This window comes from Sorangium sp. So ce185 (assembly GCF_051526825.1).
Lineage (GTDB): Bacteria > Myxococcota_A > Polyangia > Polyangiales > Polyangiaceae > Sorangium > Sorangium cellulosum_D.
Window position 1 is genome coordinate 8,642,150 of record NZ_CP150316.1, and the last position, 21,287, is coordinate 8,663,436.

At 72.4% G+C, this 21,287-nt stretch carries 18 protein-coding genes; 10 read left to right on the forward strand and 8 right to left on the reverse strand.

The annotated features are described in order from the left end of the window. Positions 1–49: 49 nt before the first annotated feature. Entirely contained in the window at positions 50–805 is a 756-nt protein-coding gene (locus tag WMF26_RS31630) for a sensor histidine kinase (protein ID WP_437995735.1), read from the reverse strand. A 295-nt stretch (positions 806–1,100) separates the two neighbouring features. After that, positions 1,101–1,589, reverse strand: coding sequence for a GyrI-like domain-containing protein (locus WMF26_RS31635; protein WP_437995736.1), 489 nt, complete (start codon positions 1,587–1,589; stop codon positions 1,101–1,103). Between the two features lie 201 nt (positions 1,590–1,790). Here WMF26_RS31635 and WMF26_RS31640 point away from each other — a divergent pair, with 201 nt between their 5' ends. The 3 genes from WMF26_RS31640 to WMF26_RS31650 all read left to right on the forward strand — a co-directional run bounded on the left by WMF26_RS31640 (position 1,791) and on the right by WMF26_RS31650 (position 5,281). Continuing rightward, on the forward strand, positions 1,791–2,573 hold the full coding sequence (locus WMF26_RS31640) for a MerR family transcriptional regulator (RefSeq protein WP_437995737.1): 783 nt from the start codon (positions 1,791–1,793) through the stop codon (positions 2,571–2,573). A gap of 346 nt (positions 2,574–2,919) precedes the next feature. Beyond that, on the forward strand, positions 2,920–4,095 hold the full coding sequence (locus WMF26_RS31645; protein ID WP_437995738.1) for a lactonase family protein: 1,176 nt from the start codon (positions 2,920–2,922) through the stop codon (positions 4,093–4,095). 265 nt (positions 4,096–4,360) lie between these two features. Continuing rightward, positions 4,361–5,281: a transposase gene (locus tag WMF26_RS31650; protein WP_437995739.1), complete on the forward strand. Its 921-nt coding sequence runs from the start codon at positions 4,361–4,363 to the stop codon at positions 5,279–5,281. Here WMF26_RS31650 and WMF26_RS31655 read toward each other — a convergent pair. The 3 genes from WMF26_RS31655 to WMF26_RS31665 are packed head-to-tail and all read right to left on the reverse strand — an operon-like array spanning position 5,271 to position 9,104. Continuing rightward, on the reverse strand, positions 5,271–7,115 hold the full coding sequence (locus tag WMF26_RS31655; RefSeq protein ID WP_437995740.1) for a hypothetical protein: 1,845 nt from the start codon (positions 7,113–7,115) through the stop codon (positions 5,271–5,273). The two genes, WMF26_RS31650 and WMF26_RS31655, sit on opposite strands and share 11 nt — an antisense overlap. After that, positions 7,102–8,013 (reverse strand): S8 family peptidase, encoded by a 912-nt coding sequence (locus tag WMF26_RS31660; protein ID WP_437995741.1) that lies wholly within the window; start codon positions 8,011–8,013, stop codon positions 7,102–7,104. Before WMF26_RS31660 ends, WMF26_RS31655 begins: the two co-directional genes overlap by 14 nt. Beyond that, the gene (locus WMF26_RS31665; RefSeq protein ID WP_437995742.1) at positions 8,010–9,104 is read right to left on the reverse strand and encodes a hypothetical protein; all 1,095 of its coding nucleotides are present in this window, start codon (positions 9,102–9,104) and stop codon (positions 8,010–8,012) included. Before WMF26_RS31665 ends, WMF26_RS31660 begins: the two co-directional genes overlap by 4 nt. A gap of 241 nt (positions 9,105–9,345) precedes the next feature. On the opposite strand from WMF26_RS31665, the gene WMF26_RS31670 reads away from it, so the two are divergent. The 3 genes from WMF26_RS31670 to WMF26_RS31680 all read left to right on the forward strand — a co-directional run bounded on the left by WMF26_RS31670 (position 9,346) and on the right by WMF26_RS31680 (position 11,679). Continuing rightward, the gene (locus tag WMF26_RS31670) at positions 9,346–9,951 is read left to right on the forward strand and encodes a hypothetical protein (RefSeq protein WP_437995743.1); all 606 of its coding nucleotides are present in this window, start codon (positions 9,346–9,348) and stop codon (positions 9,949–9,951) included. A gap of 473 nt (positions 9,952–10,424) precedes the next feature. Next, positions 10,425–10,796, forward strand: coding sequence for a DUF2382 domain-containing protein (locus tag WMF26_RS31675; RefSeq protein WP_437995744.1), 372 nt, complete (start codon positions 10,425–10,427; stop codon positions 10,794–10,796). Between the two features lie 112 nt (positions 10,797–10,908). Then, the gene (locus WMF26_RS31680) at positions 10,909–11,679 is read left to right on the forward strand and encodes a YsnF/AvaK domain-containing protein (RefSeq protein ID WP_437332086.1); all 771 of its coding nucleotides are present in this window, start codon (positions 10,909–10,911) and stop codon (positions 11,677–11,679) included. Positions 11,680–11,877: 198 nt separating this feature from the next. On the opposite strand, the gene WMF26_RS31685 is transcribed toward WMF26_RS31680, so the two are convergent. Then, entirely contained in the window at positions 11,878–12,081 is a 204-nt protein-coding gene (locus WMF26_RS31685; protein WP_061623806.1) for a hypothetical protein, read from the reverse strand. 184 nt (positions 12,082–12,265) lie between these two features. Between WMF26_RS31685 and WMF26_RS31690 the strand changes: the two genes are divergently transcribed. Continuing rightward, on the forward strand, positions 12,266–12,682 hold the full coding sequence (locus WMF26_RS31690) for a hypothetical protein (RefSeq protein ID WP_437995745.1): 417 nt from the start codon (positions 12,266–12,268) through the stop codon (positions 12,680–12,682). 121 nt (positions 12,683–12,803) lie between these two features. Then, a complete protein-coding gene (locus WMF26_RS31695; RefSeq protein ID WP_437995746.1) occupies positions 12,804–15,617 on the forward strand; it encodes a glycoside hydrolase family 3 C-terminal domain-containing protein in 2,814 nt (937 codons plus the stop codon). 117 nt (positions 15,618–15,734) lie between these two features. Here WMF26_RS31695 and WMF26_RS31700 read toward each other — a convergent pair whose 3' ends face one another. Next, a complete protein-coding gene (locus WMF26_RS31700; protein WP_437995747.1) occupies positions 15,735–16,013 on the reverse strand; it encodes a hypothetical protein in 279 nt (92 codons plus the stop codon). 424 nt (positions 16,014–16,437) lie between these two features. Between WMF26_RS31700 and WMF26_RS31705 the strand changes: the two genes are divergently transcribed. Then, positions 16,438–17,871 (forward strand): hypothetical protein, encoded by a 1,434-nt coding sequence (locus WMF26_RS31705; RefSeq protein WP_437995748.1) that lies wholly within the window; start codon positions 16,438–16,440, stop codon positions 17,869–17,871. Between the two features lie 133 nt (positions 17,872–18,004). Here the strand turns inward: WMF26_RS31705 and WMF26_RS31710 are convergent, their stop codons facing one another. Then, positions 18,005–20,317 carry an ATP-binding cassette domain-containing protein gene (locus tag WMF26_RS31710; protein WP_437995749.1) on the reverse strand — a complete coding sequence of 771 codons (2,313 nt, stop codon included), beginning with the start codon at positions 20,315–20,317 and terminating at the stop codon, positions 18,005–18,007. Between the two features lie 69 nt (positions 20,318–20,386). On the opposite strand from WMF26_RS31710, the gene WMF26_RS31715 reads away from it, so the two are divergent. Then, positions 20,387–21,061 carry an energy transducer TonB gene (locus tag WMF26_RS31715; protein ID WP_437995750.1) on the forward strand — a complete coding sequence of 225 codons (675 nt, stop codon included), beginning with the start codon at positions 20,387–20,389 and terminating at the stop codon, positions 21,059–21,061. The last annotated feature ends 226 nt before the right edge of the window (positions 21,062–21,287 follow it).

Below are 21,287 nucleotides of genomic sequence, written 5' to 3' on the forward strand. Positions count from 1 at the left end.
GGGCGCTCGCGGATCTCGCGCGCGGCGGTCGGCTGGGTTTCGGGTGGGGCTAGAGGGGGAGGTCGACGACGAACGTCGAGCCGCGGCCCAGGGCGCTCTCCACGCCGATGCGACCGCCGTGGGCGTGCACGATCTCGCGCGCGATGTAGAGCCCGAGCCCGAGACCACCGAAGTGCTCCACGTCGCCCGCGCGCTCGAAGCACGCGAAGATGCGCTCCTGGTCCTCCTCGGCGATGCCCGTGCCGCGGTCGCGGACGAGGAGCTGCGCTCCGCCGGGAGGGGCCTTGACCTCGATGGAGACCGGCCGGTCTTCGCCGAACGCGATGGCGTTCTTGACCAGGTGGAACACGAGTCGCCCGATCTGCTCGCGGTCCCAGAGGCCGACCACGCCCTCGGGCGCGTCGACCGAGATGGCGGCGGACGGGGCGCGGAGCTCGACCGGGAGCCCGGCGACCACCTCCCGGACGAGCGCCCCGAGATCGACGCTCTGGCGATCGGGCGCGAGCTGGCCCGCTCGGAGCGAGATCGCCTGGAGCATGTCGTCGCAGAGCCGGGCGAGCCGGTTGACCTGGCGGCCGACGACCTCGAGCGAGGCGACCCACGTCGACGCGTCTTCTGCGTGCCGCTCGCTCATGCGCTTCATCCGCTGCACCTGCAGCGCGAGCGAGGTTAGCGGCGTCTTGAGCTCATGCGATGCGAGCTTGAGGAACTCGTCCCGGAGGCAGTCCGCTCCGTCGTGCTCGGAGGCGCTAGCGGGCCGGCGTGCGTCGAGGGTTCCAGTGCGCTGCGGGTTCAGAGCGGACATGGCGAGAGCCCCGTTCGAGGATGGATGGTCGTTCGCGATCGTCTCCTGGATGCCCAAGCATCCTCGATGCCAGGCGCCCACGCCCCGCCGGAGCGTCATTCGCCCGTGATCTGAGCGGGGGCGCCGTCGAGCGCAGGCGATCGCCGCGTCGCGCTCGCGGGTCGTCCTGCGCCGCGCTTCTCCAAGGTCTACAGGAACGCGCGCCTCGTGATGCGCCGGCGCTTGCGCGATCGAGCAACGCGTGACGCGCAACCGGCGTGGCGTGCAACCGGCGTGGCGCTTGGATTTCGGCGCGTCATCCGTCCAGCGGCTTCCATACGTCGTAGTCGAACCGCTCGTAGGGCGGCGTCACCTGCTGCCGCCGCTCGTCGTACCGCTCGAGGCACCAGGCCTGCGCGTCGACGCGCTTGCCCTGGGCCTCGATCCAGCGCGACAGCCCGAGGTAGGTCGCCTCGATGGCCTCCGCGGTCCCCTCGACCCGGGCGACCGCGTAGGTCCGCGCTGGGAGCACCAGCTGCCGCACGCCCTCCGGGAGCGCCCCGCTCGCGCTCACCTCGGCGCACACCCAGTAGGTGTAGACGCCGTCGTGGCTCGCCTTCCGGTGATCGCTCTCCGGGAAGGCCCCGTAAAGCACGCTCCGGTCCACCAGGTGGGGGACGGCGTCGAGGCGGTCGACGAGCTCTAGCCACGCGAGGGGCACCCGGTGGCTGAGCTCACTGCGGCGGCCCACCACTTTGATGCCGGCCAGCCGGAGCTCGCCCCGGGTCACGACGGAGACGTTCATGCGCTCTTCTCCTGGGAGGTCTGGGAGGTCCTTGGAAGCGACGCTCGAACCCTGCACCTTGAACCAGGTTGAAGCTCAAGGAGAAATCCGCCGCATGCTCACGATTTCCCAGTTCGCGGACCGCAGCGGCCTCTCGCCGAGCGCGCTTCGCTCGAACCCTGCACCTTGAACCAGGTTGAAGCTCAAGGAGAAATCCGCCGCATGCTCACGATTTCCCAGTTCGCGGACCGCAGCGGCCTCTCGCCGAGCGCGCTTCGCTTTTATGAGCGCAAGGGCCTCCTGCTGCCGACCGGCCGGCGCGCGAACGGCTACCGCGCCTATGCGCCCGGGCAGGTCGAGGAGGCCCGCAGCATCAGCAGCCTGCGGGCGGCGGGGATCCCCATCGCGGCGATCCGCGAGTTCCTCCGCCTGAGCGGCCGGGCGCGGGAGGCGATGCTCGCGACGTGGCAGCAGGAGATGACGGCCCGCCTGCTGTCGCTCGAGATCGCGGATCAGTACCTGCGGGGGGTGACGTCGTCGCAGCTGCCGATGCACCTCGAGCACTGGAAGGAGCGCTCGGTGCTGGTCTGGTACCCGGCGACGGCGCCGGAGGGCCCGCTGGCCTTTCGCGCTGACGTGGCGGCGCGCAAGCGGGAGCTGGCGCGCCGGCGCGTTCCGGTCCTGACCAGCGGGTACGTCCGCACGCTGGACCTGAGGGACGGTGAGCTTCATGGCGAGGTCGGGTTCCGGATCCGACCTGGCCGGCGGCTGCCGCCGGGGGCGCGGCGCCAGGACGTACCGCCGACCGTGTTCGCGACCCTGGAGTGCACCGCGCGCGACGAGAAGGCCGCGCACCGCGTGTTCCGCTTCCTGCACGGGCTCGGCTTCCGGCCCGGGGAGCTCCACCTGGAGCGGTACCTGCCCGGCGCTCCGGACCGCTACCTGCTCATGATGGCCGTCCGGCGCATCCAGCCTTCCGGCTGCGGCGGCGGGCGGCCGCGCTGACCGCACCCCCGGCGGGGCGGAGCGGTCGTCCGTCCGTCGCCGAAAGAGGCGGGGCGACGAGCGCGTGTCGGCCAAGCCGCCGCGGGCGGCGCGTGCGCAGGCGGAGCGTCGCCCGGGTGAGCGGCAGAGGCGCGCCGGAGCGGGCCGGTCGCGGCAGCCGCGAAACGGCGGAGGGACTTCCGCGTAGCAGCGGATGACCCCGCCTGACGGGGCGCGCAGCGACGCGCGCTCCCGAGGGCTCGGGGCGCGTCGTGCGCTGTCGTCACGACCGAGATGCGCCTCGACGATCGACCCACCGACAAGCCCGCGCCGCTGGGTTCACGGCGCCGTTCCAAGGAGCTTTCTCATGTTTCGCAGCACGATGAACATCACGGCCCTGAGCTTGGGGATCTTCGCCGCGAGCGCGCCCGGCGACGCCATGGCGCACGGCGCCGGCGTCCACCGGCACGGTCAGGTCTTCGTGATGACCAACGCCGGAGATGGCAATGCCGTGGTGGCGTATGACCGGGCCGCGGACGGCTCGCTCGCGTACGCAAGGACGTATGCGACCGGGGGGCTCGGCGCGCCGAGCCGGCCGATCAACCCGCTCGGCTCGCAAGGGTCGCTCGTCCTCAGCGAGGACGGAAAGCTGCTGTTCGCCGTGAACGCGGGGAGCAATGAGGTGTCGATGTTCCGGGTGGGGCCGCACGGCCTGACGCTGCTCGACGTGGTTGACTCGGGCGGCGACTTTCCCGTCAGCGTCGCGTCGCACGGCGGCCTGGTCTATGTCCTCAACGTGGGTGGCGACGGCAACATCGCCGGCTTCGAGGTGGACCCGTGCGGCGAGCTTGTGCCGATGAACGGGTCGGTCCGCGATCTCGGTCTCGGCGGCACGATTCCGCCGTCGCTCGGCGCGACGCCGGGTCAGATCGGGTTCTCTCCCGACGGGGAGGTGCTGGTCGTGGCAGGCAAGGGGTCGAACCAGATCCACGTGTTCCCTGTGAGCGGCCGCGGCTTCCCCAGCGACGCTCCGGTCACGACGATCTCCAGGGGTCTCGTCCCGTTCGATTTCGCCTTCGACCGGCGCGGACACCTCCTCGTGGCGGAGGTCGGCGGCGACGGCGTGCCGGCGACCGGTGACACGAGCGCGGTGTCCTCGTACGGCATCCGTGCGGATGGGAGCCTCGCCGTCATCAGCGACACGGTCGACACCTTCCAACGGGCGACCTGCTGGATCGCCGGCGCGCCTGGGAGCCGGTATGTCTTCACGGCCAACACGGGCAGCGACACGGTCTCCGGGCTTCAGGTCGACGCGCGCGGCGCGCTGACGTTGCTCGACGGCGGCGTGTCGGCGTCGTTCCCCGCAGGCACGGCGCCGATCGACCTCACGATGACGCGCGACGGGCGGTTTCTATATACCCTCAACGCCGGGGCCGGGACGATCGCGGCATTCCAGGTGAGCCGCGACGGTAGCCTGCTCCCGCGAGGCGAGGCAGGTGGGTTGGTGCCTGGTGGCGGCGCGCAGGGCATCGCAGTTCGGTGAGGAGGATGACCAGAATGAACCGACCCAGGTTGGGGATGAACAGACCCAGGTTGGGGATGAACCGACCCAGGTTGGGGGATGAATCGACCCAGGTTGGGGATGAATAATCGACCTAGGTCCGGCTGACCGGGGCTGGCGGTGCCGTACCCACGTTACGGTGGCTTAAGTGGCGGATAGCCTGGCGGCCGCCACCCCCCCGACGCACGTCGATCCCTTGAAATCCGTCACCAGAACCCTGGCACGGCATTTGTTATGTGCGCCGGCCATGAGCCAGCCCCGCGCGATCATCCCCGGCGCCACATACCTGATCACCCGCCGCATCCTGCGCCGGCATCACCTCCTCCGCCCAGACGCAGGCATCACCCAGCTCTTGGTCTACGCCCTCGCCGTCTCGAGCCGCCGCTACGGCATCGAGGTCCACGCATTCTGCGCGATGTCGACGCATCTTCACCTCATCGTAACGGACGTCGATGGCGTTCTGCCGCGCTTCCTACAGTTCTTCCATCGTATCGCGGCGCTCGGGACGAAGGTGCTACGCGCGTGGGAGGGACCGGTGTGGGACCACGAGCCCACGAGCGCGGTACGGCTGCTGACGCGCGCAGCATTGGTGGAGAAGATCGCATACGTCCTCGCAAACCCTGTTGCCGCCGGCCTCGTCCGACATGCGCATGAATGGCCGGGCGCCAAGGTCGACGTACGCGAGCTCGGCCGCGGCGTCCTGCACGCGATGCGGCCCTCGGTATACCTCGATCCGGAGAACCCACAGTGGCCCGAGGAAGCGACGCTCCCGCTCGCGCTGCCCCCAACCGTAGAGCAGGACAGCGCGGAAGGGTTTCGCCGCGACGTCGCCGCCGAGCTCGAGCGACAGGAAGCGCAGGCACATGCCAAGACGCAGCAGCAGGGACTCCGCTTTCTGGGCGCCGAGCGCGCCAGCAATGTCTCCCCTTACGAGCGGGCCACGAGCACGGAAGCACTCCGCGAGCGCAATCCGACGTTCGCGGTGGGCCGTAATCAGGGTGACGCGTGGAGAATCGCCGATGACGCCGTACGGACATTTCGCGCGTCCTACCGAGCGGCGCTCGAACGCTGGCGTTCCGGTATACGCAGTGTCGTCTTCCCGATAGGAACATGGTGGATGCGCACGTTCCACGGCGCGAGCGTGGCTGCGGACGCTCTCAGCGCGTGACGACGAACCCCAGGGCTTCGACGCTCGCGCCGACCTCCCCGTTCCAGCCCAGCTGTGCATCCAGGCGCAGCTCGCCCGGTGCGAGCGATTCTGCCAATGCCAGCAGGGCGCCGACCTCGACCGCTTCGAGCTCGGCGCCGACGTCGCCCGCGAAGGGCGGGCAGAGCACGCGTCCGGCCGGCGCGAGCGCGAGCGCGGCGCGCAGCGGCTCGCCGAGCGCCGTGCGCAGGTCGGCGAGATCGCTGCCGATGGCGGAGGGCGCGGTGGCGGACGGCCAGAGCCAAACAGCGAGCCCGGGCAGACGGGCGATGCAGGCGGCTGCCGCGCGCTCGGACGGGAGCACGAGGCCGCGGACGTTGACGATCGCGGCGACGACGAGGCCGGGCGGGGCGAGGGTCAGCGCTGCGAGGCGGCCTAGATTGCGGTGCGCCGCGGCCCTATGGGCGGCAACCACGGTGAGGTCATCCGGCCGGTCGTAGACGAGCTCGACTTCGCGCTGCACGGCCACGTGCGGCGAGGTCTGCGCCGCCGCGGCGAGCGCCCGCTCACGGATCCCGCCGTCCGACACCGGCTCGCCGTTCTCCGGCCGCGGCGCGGCCTCCTCAATCTCCATCCGCTCGCGAAGGAGCAGCGCCACGCGGGACGGCAGCCCCAGCGAGCCGAGCGCCCAGGCGGCGGAGAACCAGTTGACCGTGGGTGCGGGCTGCACCACCGTGGTTGCGGGCTGCTCCGTGGTTGCGGGCTGCACCGGCGCGACCGGGGTTGTGGACCTCACCGGCGCGAGCGCCTCGGCCGAGGCGCGGTCCCACGCGGCGAGCGCCTCCCCGAGCGGATGACCGAGCTCCCGGAACAGCGCCCCCGCCTCCTCGAGCGCCGCCGCGGCGCCGAGATCGCCAAGGTCTCGCCGCGCGCGCCCCATCGCCCGCGCCGCATAGGCAATCCAGGTCCGCAGCGGCGGCGTGGCGCCCGCCGCGATGTCGCGGGCGGAGGTCGCGAGCGCGAGGGCGTCGTCGGCGCGTCCGAGCTCGAGCGCCAGCTCCGAGAGAAATGTGAGCGCGCGGGCGCGGCCGAACGCATCGCCGAGGCGCGCGCACAGCCACTCTTGCCGCTGGAGCGCCGCGCGGGCGCGCTCGACGGCGCCGAGGCCGAGCGCCGCCGCGCCGAGCTGACCGTAGGCGATCGCCTCGCCCACGGCGTCTCCCCGGCGGCGGTGGAGCTCGGCCGCGTGCTCCAGCAGCGCCTCGGCCGCCCCGTGGGCACCGAGGGTCACATAGAGCGTCCCTAGCGAGTTCAGGATCTGCGCCCGCTCGTCGAGGAACGGCTCCGATCCGCGCAGCGCAGACAGCAGCGTACGCTGCGCGGCCGCCGCGTCGCCGGCGATCCGCTCGGCCGTGGCGCGGTAATGGGCGGCCACGACCGCCGCGCGGCGACGGCCGTCGCCTGCGCCCGCGATGGCATCGAGCTCCGCGACGGCGGAGGCGCAAGCCGACCGCGCGTCGCGGCGCAGGCGCGCGAGCACCGCCTCGCACCGGGCGAGGTCCCGGGCTTCGGCCGCCCCTTCCTCGCCGAACGTCGCAGCGGCGCCGTCGAGGAGGCGGACCGCGGCGTCCAGCGCGCCTTCGCGCAGCGCGAGCGCGCCCCGCCCGAAGGCGAGCGCCGCGGCGAGGAGCGGGCCTCTTGGAAGCGGCGGAGCGGCCGGTGCCGCCGCAGGCGCGCCGCCCTCCCCGAGGAGCGCCTCGATGCGGTCGAGCTCGGCGCGGACCTCGGCGCCTGGCGCGCTCCGGAGCAGCCGCGGCAGGGGCGACACGCCGTCGAGCGGGTCAAGCGGGCGCACGGCCATCCTCCGGCGCCTCCGCGGCCGCGCGCCCGGGCGCGGCGCCGCGGCCCGCCGCCGCGGCGCTAGCGCCGACCTCCGTCGCGCCCTCCTCAGCGCTCCTCCCGGTCCCGCTCCCCGACCCGCGCGCGAGCTCGTGCAGCGCCGCCTTCACCGCCTCGATCGAGAGCTCCGGCCGGGCGGCGCGGATCCGCGCAACGTGCGCGGTCACATGGGGCGCCGCGAACGAGGTTCCGGTCCAGCGCCGGTCGCCGCCGCCGGGCGCGGGCGCGAGCACCTCGTCGCCGGGCGCGAGGATCTCGTGGTCGTCCGTGAGCTCGCTCCGGAGCGCCTCTGGGTCCTGGAAGGGCCCTCGACCGACGCCGATCAGCGACTTGAAGCGCCCCGGATAGGTGCGGAACGCCGCCGCGTTCGGGCCGGCGGCCACGAGCACGACCTCTGCCGTGTAGGCCGCGTCGGCGACCTCGTAGAGTTCGACGAGGGACCGGTAGTCGCCGGGGCGGAGCGGCGCGCTCTTCGGGATATCGATGCCGAGGCTCAGGTTGATCACGGAGAAGCGCTCGCGGACGCAGAAGCGCAGCGCCGCGATGAGCCCGTCGCGGGAGCATCGTCCGTCCTCGCCGAGCGCGCGGACGCTCGTGATTTCGGCCCCGGGCGCCATGCGGTGGACGATGCCCGCGCAAGCCGTCCCGTGCCCGCTGACGTCTCCTGGCGAGCACGGCGCGACCTCGTGCGCTGCTCCGCGGCGGCTCAGCGTGACATGGCGCAGCGCCGCCGAGCGCAGCGCAGGGTGCGAGGCGTCGACGCCGGAGTCGACCAGCGCGACGCGTACGCTGGCGCCGCGGCGCGCGGCGTCGCGGAGATCGCCGCCCGGCCCCACCGGAGAGGGCCTCGTCACGCCGCGCTCCCCTCCCCCTCGCCTAGCGGCCCCTGTACGCCGCCGCCGCGCGCGTAGGCGTCGACTCGCGCGAGGAGGTCGAGGGCGAGGCGAGCCTCGACCTCGCCGTGCTCGGCGAGCCTCCCCACCACCGCCGCGAGCTCCAGACGGCGGCGGTACTCGGGCGTGAGGCGGAGCGCATGGATGTGCCGCTCCAGGGCGGCGCGGAGCGAGGTCGGCGGTGGGTCCGCTTCTTCCTGAAGCGGCCGACCAGGGCCCGCCGCCCCAACCTGGTTCGGTCCCGCCGCTCCAACCTGGTTCGGTCCCGCCGCTCCAACCTGGTTCGGTCCCGCCGCTCCAACCTGGTTCGGGCCCGCCGCTCCAACCTGGTTCGGGCCCGCCGCCCCAACCTGGTTCGGGCTTGCCGCCCCAACCTGGTTCGGGCTTGCCGCCCCAACCTGGCATGGCGCGTGCCCGAGCAGGTCTGGCATAGCGCGGGCGAAGAGCTCGAAGACGACCCGTTCGGTGCGGAACGACTCCACGGTGAGCGCGAGGACCTCGGCGAGCCGCTCGGCCATGTCGAGCTCCCGACCTCCGAGGGGCGCGTCGTGCGAGAAGAGCGCCGCGCCGCCCACGATCGCCGCGCCGATGCAAATCGGCACAAATATTGCATAAGCCGGTACCCCGCCCAGAATCGGCCGGAACGGCGCGATCATCGCATCGCCGTCGGCCAACGCCACCGCGTGCCCGCCGCCGCCGCCGAGCAGGTACGCGAACGGGGTGCCGCTCGGCGGCAGCTCCGCGCCCGCCGTGCGGTAGCCGGCGGCGTTGGCGACGACGGGCACCGTGAGCCGTCCGAGCGCCTCCATCTCGAGCGCCACGAGCGCCTCCGAGCACGGCATCGCGAGGCAGGCGAAGCGCAGGTGCTCCCCGAGCCCGCGCACGCGCGCCTCGACCGCGCCGAGGAGCGCCGCGGACTCGACGGTCGAGAGCAAGTCGCGCAGGCGCGCGGTGAAGGGGGCGAGCGGCGAGCGCAGCGCGTGCGGATAGGGCGGGAGGGCCCGCGCCGGGGCGGGCGGCGCGCCCGGCGCGGAGCGGTCGGCGATCGGCATGGGGCGGCGATGCTACCGCCGGACGGCCGCCGAACGAACCGCAACCACGCAACCGGCAGCGCGCCGCGGGCTGGCCTCCCGCCCTGCGAAGTTCCGGTTGACGTGCCCCGCTCCTCTCCTAGCATGGCGAGGGCATGCGGCGATTCGGCTGCCCGGCGCACCGTCCGACGCGATCGTCCGCGCACGCGGCAGACGGCTCGCGGTCCACGGCCGTGGGGCCCCTCGATCCGGCGTGGGTGCGATGAGCTCGCCGGGCCGCGAGCATCGGCGTCGTCTCGCCATCGTCCTCTGGGGTGTCCTCGGCGTCGTCGCCGTCCTGGTCGAGGCCATCTACCGGCTCGGCGCCACGGCGGCTCGCATCCTGACGGCCCACGAGCTCACCACAGGCCAGCTCGTCCTGCTTGCGGCCTGGACGGTCGTGATCGCCTATTTCGAGGGATATCGCGGCTTTCAACAGCGCTTTTCGCCGCGGGTGGTCGCGCGCGCGCTCTACCTCGCAGAGCATCGTCGGCCGCTGCACGTGGCGCTGGCGCCGCTCTACTGCATGGCGCTCTTCCACACGACGCGCCGCCGGCTGATCGCGACGTGGGTGCTCATCGCGGGCATCGTGGCGCTCATCCTGCTTGTCCGGCGGATGTCCCCGCCGTACCGCGCGATCGTCGATGCGGGCGTCGCGCTCGCGCTGGCCTGGGGGACCGCGTCCATCCTCATCTACCTCGCGCGGGGTCTCGCGGGCCGCCCGCCCGACATCTCGGCGGACATGCCCGAGGAGGCGATCCGCGCCGGACGCGATGCGGAGCAGCTCGCCCGCCCGCCCGTACGCGTGGGCGGCCCCTGCGACCCGTGAGGGCGCACAGGCGAGCGGGCGGCCCTGCGCGCCGGGAAACCCGGGCAAGCGCCCAATCGGCACGACGATAAGGGCGACAGGCGAGCGACCCAGTGATCCGCGATCGACGCGCCTCACGGTGCGCCCAGAGCTGAACCGCGTTGCGGCCTCACGTGTGGCCTTCTGGTCATCACCTCTGGCGTCGCGATCCCCGGCAACAGGCACTTTGTAAATATTCCTTCGCAGCAGGCCTGTGGCGCGATGCCTCGCGAGGCGCGGCGCGCGGCAGGGGAGATCGCGCTGCCCACCGCGCCTCGGCGCCTGCGATCGCGCTTGGCCCGGACCGTGCTCCAGCCGGGGAGCGCTCATGGGGAGCGACTCAACCGACGATCGACCGCGCTCCGTGGAGGGGCGCGCACCGGGGCACCGTGCAGGACTCGAGCAGCAGCCAGGAACCGGCGGATAGGAGCGTAGAGATCACCGACGAGCTCATCATGCCAGTCGTCGCGCAGGAGCTCGAGGTGACGAAGCGTACGGTCGAGTCTGGCCGCGTCCGCATCACGAAGCAGGTTCACGAGCGGGTCGAGGCCGTCGAGGAGCCGCTCGTGAGCGAGCGCGTGGTCGTGGAGCGCGTCGCCGTCGATCGGGTGGTGACGGAGCCGCCGGCGACCCGTCAAGAGGGTGACACTCTGATCGTACCGGTCGTCGAGGAGGTGCTCTTCGTCGAGAAGCGCCTGGTGCTGAAGGAGGAGCTCCGCATCACGCGGGTCCGCTCGGTCGAGATGAGCCCGCCGGAGCGCGTCACGCTCCGCCGCGAGGACGTGCGGGTGGAGCGCGTGCCCCCGCGCGATCGCGACGAGAAATAAGGATCGTCGGACGGGCTCCGGCGCCCGGGCGATCGAGTCACGAACCCCACCTTCGCGCGTGGCGCGAGGGGATAACGGTCCACATGGACCACGACATCATGGAGGTCACGTCATGAATCACAGCGAACGTTCCATGTCCCCGTCCCAGCGTTCTCAGCAGCTGAGCAGGTCCCAGCAGACCGCCAAGGCCGCCCCCTCGACGGCGAAGACGGATGAGCTCCGGGCCGACGTCCTGCAGGAGCAGATCGCGGTCCCCGTGATCGAGGAGGAGCTGCAGGTCGGCAAGCGCGACGTGAACCGCGGCGGCGTGCGTGTTTCGAGCCGGCTGGTTGAGCAGCCGGTCCAGGAGTCGGTGAGGCTGCGCGAGGAGCACGTCCACGTCGAGCGGCACCCGGTGGATCGGCCGGTTCAGCCGGCGGCGCTCGACACCTTCCAGTCCGGCACCGTGGAGCTCGTCGAGACCGACGAGGAGGCGGTCGTCGCGAAGAAGGCGCGCGTCATCGAGGAGGTCGTCGTCAGCAAGGCGGTGACCCAGAGGACCGAGCAGATCCGGGAGACCTTGCGCCACACGGAGGTCCACGTCGAGCCGGTCAGCGCGGCGGAGCGCAGCAACGGGACGACGGCGTACGAGCGCTACGACACCGACTTCCGGCAACACTACCAGGCGGGCCCTTACTCCAAGCACGGCTATGCCTACGACCAGGTCGCGCCCGCGTATCTGTTCGGCTATCAGCTCGGGACGTCCCAGAACTTCAAGGGACACGACTGGACGACCATCGAGGCGGAGGCGGGCAAGGCCTGGGAGGAGCGCAACCCCGGGACCTGGGAGCACATGAAGTCCGCCGTCCGGCACGCATGGGACAAGGTCACGGGCAAGGCGTAGACCTCTCCTTCACCTCCCGCCCATCGAGCTCGCATCCTGGGATTTCCCGGAGGCGCGTAGCGCGTCGCTCGAGCTCGTCCCTGTGATCCTTCGGGGGAACCGCGGGAGCAGCCGTGGTTCCCGTGCATCGCCTGGATCGTCGTACGACGAGGCATCAGGGACGGTCCACGGTCGATCTCCGATGTATGCCGGAGGGGATCACGCTGGCTCCACGAAGACGGTGGCGATGAGCTCGTGGTTGCTGGTCATCTTGTACATGACCCGTTCCACGCGGTACTTCGACTCGCATCCGTCTTTCTCGATGAGCAGCAGCTCTCCCTGGCGAGGGATGACCGCTCCGTGAAAGACCTGAAGCAGCTCCCACGACGTGAGGCAGATTCGGTGTCCGGGATGATGAATCATAGACGGGCTCGGAGCGTAGCCTATCCCGAGGCGTTTCGTTCCGACATTGCGCCGCGTCCCGCGATCCGACCCAGGTGGCGCCGCTGACCCCGCCCCGACCCAGGGTTGAGTCGCCGGAGCCGAGGCGCGGCCCAGGTGACCCGACCCAGGTCGCACCGGCGGCGCCCCGACCCAGGTTGAAATCGTGCTCCCGTCAAGTTGCGCGACCCGACCCCGACCCGCCGCCCCGACCCAGGTCGCCGACCCGACCCAGGTTGAGGTCGACCCGACAAAGGTTGAGGCCGCCGACCCGACCCAGGTTGAGGCCGCCGACCCGACCCAGGTTGAGGTCGCCGAGCCGACCCAGGTTGAGGTCGCCGAGCCGACCCAGGTTGAGGTCGCCGAGCCGACCCAGGTTGAGGTCGCCGAGCCGACCCAGGTTGAGGTCGCCGAGCCGACCCAGGTTGAGGTCGCCGAGCCGACCCAGGTTGAGGTGACCCCCGCCGGCCCCACCCAGGTTGAGGTCGCCCCGACCCAGGTTGAGGTCGCCGAGCCGACCCAGGTTGAGGTGACCCCCGCCGGCCCCACCCAGGTTGAGGTCGCCAACGCCGACCCAGGTTGAGGTCGCCCCCCCATTCCGTTGCCGCTCGCCCGCATTTCCTATATGTAACCGGCATCACACAGCACAGGGCATCAGGTAGGAGCCTTTCCACCGTCTTGTCACCACGGAAAGAGGCCAACGAATGACCTTCAAGCACCTGGCTTTCATAAGCGCGCTCTCCGCGCTCCGCGGCGCCCTCGCGCTGACCGCAATCGCGGCCTGCTCGTCGGACCATGCCCCTCCCGACGCGGCCGAGCCCGCGGCGCCCCTCGCCCCGGCGGCGCTCGACCCGACCGAGCGGGCCGCCGACACCCCCATTTACCTGAACCGCCGCTACTCGCCCGAGGAGCGCGCCGCGGATCTCGTCTCCCGCATGACGCTCGCCGAAAAGGCCAGCCAGATGGTCAGCAGCCAGGCAGCGGCCATCCCATCGCTCGGCATCCCCGCCTATGGCTGGTGGAACGAGGCCGCGCACGGCGTCGCCCGCGAGCAGGTCAACCACGGCGGCAACCCGCCCAACACCGTCAACACCACGTCCTATCCCGTCGACCTGTCCCTCGGCTCGACCTGGAACCCGGAGCTCATGTACCGCGAGGCGCGCATGATCTCGGACGAGGCGCGCGAGATCTTCCGCGACAACAAGCTCGACCTCAACGTCTACGCCCCCACCATCAACCTGGCGCGGGATCCACGCTGGGGCCGTAACGACGAGGCCTTCAGCGAGGACCCGGTGCTGACCGCCGCCATCGCCGCGCAGTTCGTGAACGGCATGGAGGGCAAAGACCAGCGCGGCCGCCCCCTGCCCGAGGGCCGCGGCTACCTCAAGGTGAACACCACGCTCAAGCATTACACCGCCAACAACAGCGAGTTCAACCGCCGCAGAGGCAGCTCGGACATGGATGAGCGCACCCTGCGCGAGTACTACACGGCGCAGTTCCGCGACGTCATCCGCGCCGCCGATCCGGCGTCGATCATGAGCGCCTACAACCGCGTCAACGGCGTCCCCGTGGCCGCCAGCATCCAGCTCAAGGAGGTGCTCGCGCGCTCCACGTTCGGCTTCCGGGGCTTCTTCACCTCCGATTGCGACGCCATCCGCGAGATCCAGGCCGGGCACCGCTGGCAGCCGCCCGGCTATCCCCACCCGCTCGACGCCGTCGAGCGCCACGCCTTCGCCGCCGTCGCCGGCGAGGATCTCAACTGCAACTGGGGCTATCACGACCGCTTCAGCTACGCGAACACCCTCCCCGACGCGGTCGCGCGCGCCATCCCCACGCCGACGGGCATCTTCAACGAGAACGACGTCGACCCGCTGGTCACTCGGCTCTTCGCCGCGCGCATGCGCCTCGGCGAGTTCGACGACGACGCCCGCGTCCCCTGGGTCACGCAGGCGCGGGCCCGCGTCGCGCCGGGGACGTGGCTCAACAGCGACGACAACGGCGCGATCACCGAGACGCCCGAGCGGCTCGCCATGGCGCGCGAGGTCGGCGCCGAGGCGATCGTGCTCCTCAAGAACAGCGAGACCCGGCGCAAGGACGGCAGCACTGGCAAGCTCCTGCCGCTCCGCGTCCCGCGCCGCGGCGCGTTCCGCCTCGCCGTGATCGGCACCTACGCGAACCCCGCCGAGGTCTTCCTGGGCGGCTACTCCAGCGACCAAGGCCCCGCGGGCAACGCCAAGACGGTGAACGGCTACAGCGGCATCAAGGCCGCCGTTCAGGCCATCAACCCCGACGCCGCCGTCGACTTCTACCCCGGCGTGACGCCGGAGACCCTCGCCGAGGTGGACGCGGCCTCCGTCGCCGCCGCCGCCGATTACGACGTCGTGGTCGTCTACGTGGGCACCGACGGTCGCCACTCGCGCGAGGACGTGGACCGCACCACCCTCGATCTGCCCGGCGCCCAGGCCGAGCTCATTCGACAGGTGACCGCGCAGAACCCGAGCACCATCGTCTATATGGAGACCGTCGGCCAGATGGACGTCGGCAGCTTCGAGCCCGGCGTGGCGGCGCTGCTCTGGAGCTCCTACAACGGCCAGCGCAAGGGCGAGGCGCTCGCCGACGTCCTGCTCGGCGCCGCTGGCCCGAGCGGCCGCCTGCCCTTCACCTGGTACACGAACCTCTCCGACCTGCCCCCGATCGACGATTACGCCGTTCGACCGACGGCGAGCAGCCTTGGACGAACCTATATGTACTTCCAGGGCCCGGTCACCTATCCGTTCGGTCATGGCCTGAGCTACACCAGCTTCCGCTACACCCGACTGCGCGCGGATCGGCAGCGCGTGGACGCGAATGGCGCGCTGCGGGTGAGCGTGAATGTCAGCAACGCCGGGCGCGTCGCCGGCGCCGAGGTGGTCCAGCTCTACGTGAGCACGCCCGACGCCCCCGCCTCGCTCGAGCGTCCCAGGAAGCGGCTGCGCGCGTTCCAGAAGATCTCGTTGCGCCCCGGGGAGACCCGGCGCGTGAGCTTCGAGCTGCCCGTCGCCGATCTGGCCTTCTTCGACCAGGAGCAGGGTCGCTATACCGTCGACGCGGGCACCTACGCGCTCCAGATCGCGCGCTCCGCCGCGGACGAGGACATCGAGGAGCAGACCTTCGTGACGGTGACCGGCGCGCTCCGCCCGACGGCCGCCGTGGCGACCGCCAAACCGCAGATCGTGGGCGATCACGACCTCGGCATCCAGCAGCGGGTCTTCTTCCCCGTCGGCGCGGAGATCGATCCGCAGCTCACCGTCTCGCTGACCGACGAGACGCTCTACGGCTACATCACCAAGGGCGAAAGCCGCCCGCTCCCCGCGGGCACGCGGGTGAGCTTCCGCAGCAACCGCCCCCGCGTGGTCTCCGTCGACCGCCGCGGGACGATCCGCACCGAGGCGCCCGGCGTGGCCACGGTGACCGCGTCCGTGGAGTACCGCGGCGCCACCGCCACGGTCGATTTCGTCATCTACGTGCGATCGACGTGATCGGATCCGGTGCCGCGGAGCTCCCCCGCCGCACCGCACGACGGGCAGTGCCCCAAATTGAACATGAAGGCGGGAAGGCGGGAAGAAAAGATCAATGATCTTCCTGCCTTCCCGCCTTCATGTGAACTCTCTCCGGGCAAATTTGAGCACTACCGCACGACGAACACATCGGCTCGCGGCGCGGTTCAGAATGACGGCGAGCGAGCTCCGCCAACCCAGGTCACCGCGCGCGAGCGAGCGCCTCGCGCTCGTCGGCGCGCCGCGCTCGTAGCGGAGCGAATTCTGCTCGGGGTGCTCCCGGCCGCCGTCGCTGAATGCACCGAGTTTGACGGGCTCGGCACCGGAGACGCGGAGTCCGAGCTCGTCCTCGAGATCAAATACAGGGACGAAGGGCATATACCGGGACTGGTCAGGCGCAGGTTCCGAAGACGCCTTGCCCGATCCGCCCTTCCTGGAAGAGCGACACCCTATCAGCAACTTTACACGTCGGAAGGGCCGTCTTCGCTCCGTCGCCAGCCAGCATGAGCTCATTCAGAGGCCGAGAGAACATACAAATCCAGTAACATCCAATATCCCTGCTGCATGCTCGCTCCGCGGAAGGAGCAGGCATGCCGCTGATAGTGTGTGGTTGCCCGCTCCGATGTGGGAGCGGGTCGCACCTGACGGATTAAGCTTACCGGAGTGCGAGAGCGACATGCGATTCAACGACCTGCTACACGTTTCTGCAACCGACCGCCGTAGATCTCGACAGTGCCTGGCCGCGCTCGCGGCGCTGGCCGCGTTGTCGCTGAGCGCGTGCGGCAGCGACGATGGGAACTCGTTGACCGGCGAGCCCGAGGGCGGCGCGGGGGGGCCCGGTGCGACGGTCGGAGCAGGCGGCGCCAGCTCGAGCTCGCACGCGGGCACGGGCTCGGGCTCGGGCGCGGGCGCGGGCGACCACGCGAGCGTGGGTTCGGGCGGCACGGGCGCAGGCGGCACGGACGACCATCCGTACGACCACTGCAAGAACGGCTACATGCCCGACCCGAGCGACTCGAGCCCCACCATGAAGGACGGGCCCGCTGACTTCTTCCCGCCCGGCAACAACGATCCGGAGATCGTCGACACCACGGTGCAGCCCGAGGTCCTGAAGTGGATGTATGACCACTCCTGGCAGGCGGCCCACGTCGAGTGGCATGCGATCCGCGCCTGTAACCTCCCGGGCGGCGGCGGGTTGAGCAAGGTGAACATCTGCTCGTTCACCAACCTGGTCCCGAAGGATCAGAACTGCAAGACCGCCGGCGACGGCTATCAGTTCCTGGTGTTCCACCGCCACATGATCCAGGCGCTGAAGCAGCTCTGGCCCAACCACAGCGAGCAGTTCGAGGGCTTCTCCAAGTTCCCGACCAAGGCGGAGGACGTGCCGCCCCAGTGGCGCAACCAGTGGAAGGACTGGGATTCGGCCGCCCTCGAGGCCGGGAGGATCGGCGACGAGATCGACAAGCCCGAGAACCTCGCGAGGTTCCCGGACGAAGGCACGCTCGGCTTCTGGCTCCAGTGCAACGTGGGCCAGCGGCTGGCGGGGGCGACCAACATGCCGTGGGTGGGCCTCCACTTCGTGCTGCACGCCAAGTGGGCGCGGCCGGGCAACACGACGCACGGCGTGAACAACACCAACGCCAACATCGACAACTACATGTTCTGGAAGCTCCACGGCTGGATCGACAACGTGTGGGAGAAGTATCGCCGCGCCAAGGGCCTCACCCCGGACGACCGGAAGCTCAAGGAGGATCTCGAGGCGCAGTGCCGCGAGATGGACACCGAGATCAAGATCATCCAGCAGAACCTGGATCCCGACGACGTCGTGAATCCCAACGAGCCTTTGCCGGTGGAGTCGGGGTTCTTCCACGAGAAGGTGCGGCCCATCTTCGAGAGCCGGACCAACCTGTGCAGCGGCTGCCATGCCGAGACGGGGCCCAACGCGAAGCTGACGCTCGGCGGCCACATCAGCTCCAAGAAGATCGTCGACGGCCTTGTCAACCAGCCCTCCATCGGCGGCGGCCAGTACAGGCTCGTCGTCCCGGGCGATCCCGACCGCAGCTGGCTCTACCTCAAGGCCTCTGGCAAGGCGGAAACCGCGGGCTGCGTGCAGACCGACATGGCACAGTGCATCAGTGGCGTGATGCCGCCCAGCACGACCGGGCCGACCGTCAGCCCGCAGCAGCTCGAGGTCTTGCGGCAATGGATCCTGGACGGCGCCCAGGGCCCGACCTGATCCGGAGCGAGGACGAAAGGGAAACGACACCGCTCGGCGCTGGCGACGCGCGCCGGACGGGCCGCGGGGGCGCTCCAGGGACGGAGCGCGCCCCCGCGCCCGCGGCGCGCGCAGGCCGAATCCACGCTGGGCCTCATCGCGCGGCGTCCGGCGAGCGCGTCGGGCTCGCCGCGGACCGCTGCAGCGCCTCGGCCAGGAGCGATCGGTACAGCGGCGAGCTCTCGCGGAGCGACTCGTGCGTGCCCACCGCCGCGACCCTGCCCCCGTCGAGCAGCACGTTGAACGTCGACCGGAGGAGGTGCGGCGCGTGGGTCACCACGATCGCGGTGCGCCCGCCGGCGACCTCGCACGCGGTGCGCAGGAGCGCCTCGGCGGTCGCGCCCGGCAGGCCCGCCTCGGGCTCGTCCAGGACGAAGACGCGCGGATCGCGCAGCAGCACCCGGGCGAGCAGCAGCCGCCGCGCCTCGCCGCCCGACAGGCTCGGCGGTGAGGCGCGCACCTCGGTCGCGAGCCCGCGCGCCGCGGCCTGAGCGGCGCCCGCGGGCCCCGCCGCGTCCGCGGCGGCGGCCGTCGTCGGCGGCGCGCCGGGCGCGACCTGCGGGCCCGCGAGCTCGTCGAGCTCCACCTGGCGGAGCGCCTCCCGCATGCGGTCGTCGGACGGCGGCGGCTCGAGGCCGAGCGCGAGGTTGTCCCGGATGCTCCGCTCGAACAGGCGCGCCGACTGGCCCACCACGCCGAAGAGCCGCTGGAGCTCGCCGGGCGGGATCCGCCGGAGGTCCACGCCGCCCACGGCGATCGCGCCGGACGACGGCTCGTCGAGCCGCAGCAAGAGGCGCAGGAGCATCGACTTGCCGCTGCCGGATCGGCCGCAGATGCCGACCACCGCGCCGGCCGGGATCGAGAGCGACACGTCGTCGAGGACCGGGCGGGTCGCGCCGCTCGGCGTGAACGTGACGCGCTCGAACGCGATCGCCAGCGGGCGCCTCGCCTCGCCGCCGAGAGCGGCCGCGAGGCCGCCGCCCGGCCCCTGGGCCACCGCGGCGAAAGCGGGCCCGGCGGCGGCGGGGCCGTCCTCCGCGGGCGGCGGGTACGCCGGCAGGCGCAGCAGGGCGAGGGTCGCCTGCAGCAGCGGGGCGCGCTCGAGGAAGCCGGCGCGGAGCGCGTCGAGCGCCTCGAGGCGCGCCATCAGGAGCGGCACCACGAGCAGGAGCTCGCCGACCTCGCCCGCGCCGGCGTCCCCGCGGGAGGCGGCGATGGCGGCGACGATGACCAGCGGCGAGAGCGCCGCGAACACCCCCTTGATCTGGCCGGAGACCGCGAGCGCCTGGCCGAACCGGCGTCGGGCGTCCGCGACCCGGTAGGCCGCCCCGGCGAGCTCGCCCTCAACCTGGGTGCGGGCGCCGAGCAGGCGCAGGTCCTCGGCGCCCGCGAGCGCCTCGCCGAGGGCGCTGAAGACGGCCGTGTCGGCGTGCTGCATCTCCCGCATCGCGCGCGCCACGCGGCCCGAGGCCCGGTCCGCGGCGAGGCGCGAGAGCGCGAAGAGCGCGGCGCCGCCCGCGAGGACGAGCGCCATGCCGCTGGAGACGAGCGACGCGGCGAGCACCGCGAGGGTCGCGAGGGCCTGGGGCAGGCCGGCGGCGAAGGCGACGCCGAAGTCGGCGACGAGGCCGGCGTCGCGCGCGATCGCGAGGCGCACGACCTCGGCGCCCCGCGCGGGCGGCGCGGGCCGCGGGCCGGGGCCGGCCGGCGGCCGGGGCGGCGCGGGCCGCGGGCCGGGGGCGGCCGGCGGCAGGGGCGCCGCGGGCCGCGGGCCAGGGCCGGCCGGCGGCAGGGGCGCCGCGGGGCCCGCGGGGCCCGCGGCGTGCGCGTCGAGGAGCGCGCGCCCAGCGGCGTCGACGTCCCGGGGCGAGGCGGACAGCGCCGCGCGGAAGAGCGCGACGCGCAAGGCGGCGGTGAGGTCGCCGGCGAGCTCGGAGCTCTTCCGGCCCGACAGCACCGCCGCGGAGGCGGAGGCGAGCGTGGCGCCCAGCGCGGCGAGCACCACGGCCGCCGGCGGCGCGCCGTCGAGCAGGCGGGCGAGCGCGCCGCCGAGGCCGCTCGCGGGCGCCGCGCCGCCGGGCGACGCCGCGCGGCCGGCCACGGCGCCGAGGGCCGCGCCGGCCATCGCCGGCAGGAGGCCGGACAGGGCGCCCGAGAGCGAGGAGAGCGCCACGACCAAGGCCAGGCGCGCCCCGGGCGCGCGGCGCAGGGCTCCGGAGAGGGCGCCGCGGCGCTCTGCCGGCTCTTGCGCCTGCGCCCCGGCCTCTTGCGCCTGCGCCCCGGCCTCTTGCGCCTGCGCCCCGGCCTCATGCGCCTGCGCCCCGGCCGGCCCCTCCGACATGTGCGCCCCGCGCCCCTCGCGCAGCGAGCGAAGACCGATCCGCAGGATCGCGAGGAGCGCGCGCATCGACGTGCGAGGTCACGCTACACCGCCGACGCCGTTGCGCGCGACGCCCATCCGATCGACCCTCTCGGCGTGCGCACCGCGCTCGTGGTCCTGCTCCCGCTGCTCGCGTCCTGCGGCCGCCCCGAGCCCGCGCCGCCGGCGGAGGCCGACGCCGGGGCGCACACCCCCTGGACGCGCAGCGCCGCGGCGTCCCTGAGCGAGCGCGGCGCCCAACCCCGGTCGGGCGGGCCGCCGGCGGCGAGCTCCGCCGAGCCGGGCGCGCTCGAGGAGATCCTCGCCGCCGCGCGGCAGGCCGCGCCCAGGCCGGGCGACGGCGCGAGCCTCGCGAAGATCGGCACGAACACCGGCCTGCCGGCGCCCTCCGCGCCCCCGCCGGCCCCGGCGCCCTCCCCTGCCCCCGCCCCGCGGTCGCGCGTCGAGATCGGCGCGCCCATGGTGCAGGCCGACATGTCGAGCCCCGCGATCGAGAAGGCGGCGCGGGCGCAGCTCTACTGGGATCTCGTGCAGCGCTGCCGCGACCCGGACGGCAAGATCCTGCCGCCCGACGCCGTCCGGGTGGAGTTCAACGTCGACGCCGAGGGCTACATCGTGGTGCCGACGATCATCGGGAGCGCCTCCGACCCCCGCTACGACGAGGCGGCCACGTGCATGCGTCGGGAGCTGTCCGGCGCCGCGTTTCGCGCGCCGGCGGGCGCGCGCGGGCTGCCGACCCGGGTCGACGCGACCGTGCCGTCGGTCGACTGACGCGTCGGCGCCATGCGCGCAGTTCCTATTCAGGGAAACGAAGCGTCTCGACGGCGATGCCGTCCTCCGCTGTCACCGTGCTGCCATCGTGGTTCCAGCGGATTGCCGCCGTTGCCCGGCGGCTCCAGCGCGTAGGTGACGCCCTCGAGCGTGAGCTGGTCCTCGTCCAGGCACTCGATGCCGATGAGTCGTGTTCGCAGTCACGTGGCACCCTACGACGCACTGC

Bases quoted from the DNA above. Each gene is read 5' to 3' on its own strand.
- WMF26_RS31630 (WP_437995735.1), bottom strand. From the start codon at position 805: ATGTCCGCTCTGAACCCGCAGCGCACTGGAACCCTCGACGCACGCCGG.
- WMF26_RS31635 (WP_437995736.1), bottom strand. From the start codon at position 1,589: ATGAACGTCTCCGTCGTGACCCGGGGCGAGCTCCGGCTGGCCGGCATC.
- WMF26_RS31640 (WP_437995737.1), top strand. From the start codon at position 1,791: ATGCTCACGATTTCCCAGTTCGCGGACCGCAGCGGCCTCTCGCCGAGC.
- WMF26_RS31645 (WP_437995738.1), top strand. From the start codon at position 2,920: ATGTTTCGCAGCACGATGAACATCACGGCCCTGAGCTTGGGGATCTTC.
- WMF26_RS31650 (WP_437995739.1), top strand. From the start codon at position 4,361: ATGAGCCAGCCCCGCGCGATCATCCCCGGCGCCACATACCTGATCACC.
- WMF26_RS31665 (WP_437995742.1), bottom strand. From the start codon at position 9,104: ATGCCGATCGCCGACCGCTCCGCGCCGGGCGCGCCGCCCGCCCCGGCG.
- WMF26_RS31670 (WP_437995743.1), top strand. From the start codon at position 9,346: ATGAGCTCGCCGGGCCGCGAGCATCGGCGTCGTCTCGCCATCGTCCTC.
- WMF26_RS31675 (WP_437995744.1), top strand. From the start codon at position 10,425: ATGCCAGTCGTCGCGCAGGAGCTCGAGGTGACGAAGCGTACGGTCGAG.
- WMF26_RS31680 (WP_437332086.1), top strand. From the start codon at position 10,909: ATGAATCACAGCGAACGTTCCATGTCCCCGTCCCAGCGTTCTCAGCAG.
- WMF26_RS31685 (WP_061623806.1), bottom strand. From the start codon at position 12,081: ATGATTCATCATCCCGGACACCGAATCTGCCTCACGTCGTGGGAGCTG.
- WMF26_RS31695 (WP_437995746.1), top strand. From the start codon at position 12,804: ATGACCTTCAAGCACCTGGCTTTCATAAGCGCGCTCTCCGCGCTCCGC.
- WMF26_RS31700 (WP_437995747.1), bottom strand. From the start codon at position 16,013: ATGCCCTTCGTCCCTGTATTTGATCTCGAGGACGAGCTCGGACTCCGC.
- WMF26_RS31710 (WP_437995749.1), bottom strand. From the start codon at position 20,317: ATGCGCGCGCTCCTCGCGATCCTGCGGATCGGTCTTCGCTCGCTGCGC.